Source organism: Pseudonocardia nigra (genome assembly GCF_019396355.1).
Classification (GTDB): Bacteria; Actinomycetota; Actinomycetes; order Mycobacteriales; family Pseudonocardiaceae; genus Pseudonocardia; species Pseudonocardia nigra.
This window is the reverse complement of sequence record NZ_JAHKRK010000381.1, coordinates 1-3351: the sequence shown is the minus strand read 5'-3', so window position 1 is coordinate 3351 and position 3351 is coordinate 1. Positions and strand designations below refer to the sequence as shown.

General features: G+C 63.9%; 4 protein-coding genes and 1 pseudogene. 2 read left to right on the top strand and 3 right to left on the bottom strand.

Annotated features, from left to right (window positions below; translation table 11 throughout):
• Positions 1-230 precede the first annotated feature (230 nt).
• The gene (locus KME75_RS40625) at positions 231-1229 is read left to right on the top strand and encodes an IS4 family transposase (RefSeq protein WP_246633779.1); all 999 of its coding nucleotides are present in this window, start codon (positions 231-233) and stop codon (positions 1227-1229) included.
• Here KME75_RS40625 and KME75_RS40620 read toward each other — a convergent pair.
• The gene (locus KME75_RS40620) at positions 1195-2016 is read right to left on the bottom strand and encodes an IS3 family transposase (protein WP_219420319.1); all 822 of its coding nucleotides are present in this window, start codon (positions 2014-2016) and stop codon (positions 1195-1197) included. The two genes, KME75_RS40625 and KME75_RS40620, sit on opposite strands and share 35 nt — an antisense overlap.
• 8 nt (positions 2017-2024) lie before the next feature.
• Positions 2025-2315 (bottom strand): transposase, encoded by a 291-nt coding sequence (locus tag KME75_RS40615; RefSeq protein WP_219420317.1) that lies wholly within the window; start codon positions 2313-2315, stop codon positions 2025-2027.
• 153 nt (positions 2316-2468) lie between these two features.
• On the opposite strand from KME75_RS40615, the pseudogene KME75_RS40610 reads away from it, so the two are divergent.
• Positions 2469-2936: pseudogene (locus KME75_RS40610) on the top strand (ISL3 family transposase); the annotation flags it as partial.
• A 147-nt stretch (positions 2937-3083) separates the two neighbouring features.
• Here KME75_RS40610 and KME75_RS44500 read toward each other — a convergent pair.
• Positions 3084-3351, bottom strand: a 268-nt coding sequence (locus KME75_RS44500) for an ATP-binding protein (protein WP_246633777.1), incomplete at its 5' end; no start/stop codon positions are given.

Below are 3351 nucleotides of genomic sequence, written 5' to 3'. Positions count from 1 at the left end.
CCGTTCAGTCCTGTCATAGCCTCGTACCGCAACAGCTCTTCGCCGATCTTCCTTCGATGCGTGAGAACACCGAACAAGACGGCAAGAGCTGTTGCGCATCTCGCGCGACACGCGGTCAAGCACGAATCGAGACCGACTCGTGATCAAGTGCTCGACGTACCCCTCATGTCACGAAGAGCAGTCACCATTCAGACTTGTGAATAAGCCCCCTGGTCAACGGGCTGCAGTTTTTGGGCAACTGGTCACGATCCTGGGCCGTTCCGTCGACGAGCGTGACCGCGCAGGCGCGCAGCCGGCTCGGCGAACAACCAATGAAGTTGTTGTACGAGCGAACCGCGGCGCCGCTGGCAACTCCAGGCACACCCGGATCGTGGTTACGAGGACGGCGGCTCATGGCAATCGACCCCGTCCAGATCGATGTCCCGGACACCCCGGCGAACTTCGAAGAGTTCGGCAAGTACCAAGGAGGAACACGACGCCCCTTCCCGCAGATCCACGCAGTCGGGCTCGGAGAATTCGGAACCCACGCCGTCGTGGCTGCCGAGCTGGGAACGATCTACGACGGAGAGCGCAAGCCTGCTCGGGCCCTACTGGGATCTATCGAGCAAGACATGCTGGTCATCGCCGACCGCGGCTACTACGCCTTCGACCTGTGGCAACAGTTCATGACGACCGGGGCGAGCCTGCTCTGGCGAGTGGCAGCGGGCATCAAGTTCCCCGTTCTCAAAATTCTCCCAGACGGTTCCTACATCTCGGAGGTCAACAACAAGAAGACACGCAGCGGCACATATCGAATCCCGCTCTCGGCGGTCACCGACCCGCGGGATGCCACGCACATCCCCGTACGTGTCATCGAGTACACCGTCAGCGGTGAAGATAGCGAGAACTCCGAAACATTCCGAATCGTCACGACAATCCTTGACCCACAGGATGCCAACGCACTTGAACTAGCTGCGGCCTACCAGCAGCGATGGGAGTACGAGATCTCTCTCAAAGAGATCGAGACACAACTGCTCGTCAGCGGGCGAGGACTACGCTCGAAAAGCCCCGAGATGATCCGACAGGAATGGTGGGGGCTCCTGCTCGCTCACTACGCAGTCCGGGCGCTCATGGCCGAGGCTGCCGACACGGCGTACGTTGATTCCGATCGGCTATCGTTCACGAGAACGCTCAACATCGTACGCCGCCAGGTGATCAACCAGGCGGCGTTTTCCCCCCGACAGACTTGATCGCGCACACTCCGAATGCATCACGGAGATACTCGAGCGCACCACGAAGGGTCGACGCAAACGCACATACCCCCGCGTCCACAAGAGAGGAAATCGTCATAACATGCCGATCAAGAAGCCCGAACATCGCGGCAAGACCTATCAGCCCGTCCTGCCCGTCCAGAGGCCTCAGGTTGCTTAACTTAGTGGCATTGGAACTGGGCGATCCGTGATCGGAGTGCAGGATCGCCGAGTAGGGTTCGGGACCGCGGCGGGCGATCGCCATGCCCAGTGCGTCGGTGACGAGTTCGGTGCGCATGTTGTCGTCGATCGACCACCCGACGATTCGGCGTGAATAGGTGTCGAGAACCGCAGCGCAGTACACTTTTCCCTCCAGGGTGGGGTGTTCGGTGATGTCGGTGCACCACAGTTCGTCCGGGCCGTCGACGACGAAATCACGGTCGACCAGGTCGATGTGGGACTGGGCCTGCGGGTCTCGCACGGTGCAGCCGCGACGGCGCCGCCGGTAGAGTCCCTGGATACCGGCCTCGCGCATCAGTCGCGCCACCCGCTTGTGGTTCACCGCCAGACCCAGTCCCAGGGTGAGTTCGGCGTGGACTCGCGGCCAACCGTAGGTGCCGCGGGACTCTTCGTGGATCGTCTCGATGTGCTTTAGCAGCAATTCGTTCTCCTCGGCGCGAGCAGACTTCACCCCGGACCGCCATTCGTAGTAGCCCTGACGTCGCACCTTCAACACCCGACAGGTCACCGCGACATCGAATCCGTCGTCGGCGAGTTCACGGACCAGCGGGAAAACTACTTTGGGAGGACATTCTCCCGGGCGAAGTAGGCGGCGGCGCGTTTGAGGATCTCGTTCTCGATCTCGAGGCGCCGTTTCTCCTTGCGGAGCTCGGCGAGCTCACGCTTGTCGGCGCTGGTCAGCCGCGAGTCCGTGGCGCCGCTGTCAGCGTCCGCTTGCGCTATCCAATTCCGCAGACACGATTCGGAGATCGAGAGCTCTTTCGCGATCGCTGAGATCGGCTTGTCGCCCAGACGGGCAAGGTCCACGGCGCGGCGCCGGAACTCCGGCGGGTGAGGTGCGGGCACGAACGACATCCTCTGGCGGACGGGGTCCACCTCAGGTGACGTGTCCGGCGCCAGGGGTCAAGCTCATTCCTCGCCCAGCGCTGGCACGAAGGCTGCGACAACGCCGCCCGGCTCACCGAGGAACTCCGCTACCGCGGTTGCCGCGGATACGAGCGATCCGTGCGCCGACTGCTACAGACCTGGCGCACCGACCCGACCCCACCCAGCGGCGGGGCCGCGACCACGCCGGCCACGCCCCGCCAGATCACCGGCTGGATCACGCGACCCGAGCACAAACTCGCCGACGACGACCGCGCCAGCCTCGCCCGCGTGCTCGACCGCTGCGCCACCCTGCGCACCGTCCACCAGCTCGTGGGCGAGTTCGCCGGCCTCGCCCGTGAACGCCGCGGCCACCACATCGACGCATGGATCACCCAAGCGCAGACCAGCGGCATCCCCCCTCTGCGGGGCTTCGCCGACGGTCTGATCAAGGACTACGACGCCGTGCGCGCCGGACTCACCCTGGCCTGGAGCTCCGGAGCCGTCGAAGGCAACGTCACCCGCATCAAGGCACTCAAACGACAGATGTACGGACGCGCCACCTTCGACCACCTCCGCCGCCGCGTCCTCCTCAGCACCTAACGATCACGCAATCTGTGCCAGAGCCTTCGATCTCCCCGCTGGCGGCCAGGAGTTCTCCCCGCTGGCGGGCAGGAGTTCTCCCCGCTGGTGGCCAGATAGTTCTCCCCGACGGCGGCCAGATATCTCCCCGCCTCGGGTCGAGCGTGCTCAGCTCAACGGGCTCACCCCCTTGCCAGAGGTGGCTTGGGCGAGCCAGTAGCTGTCACCGTCGGTGACGACGATGTGAGCGTGGTGCAGGAGTCGGTCGACCGTGGCGGTGGCCAGGGTCTTGGGCATGATCTCGTCGAACCCATCTGGAGCTGGCACTTGTTCACCCGACCGGATTTTGCCTGCGACCTGGCCGTAGCGGTCCTTCCTGGTCGTCGTTGGTCTTCGCGGTGGCTCGCTCGTTCTCCAGGTGCTGCCTTGAACTTCG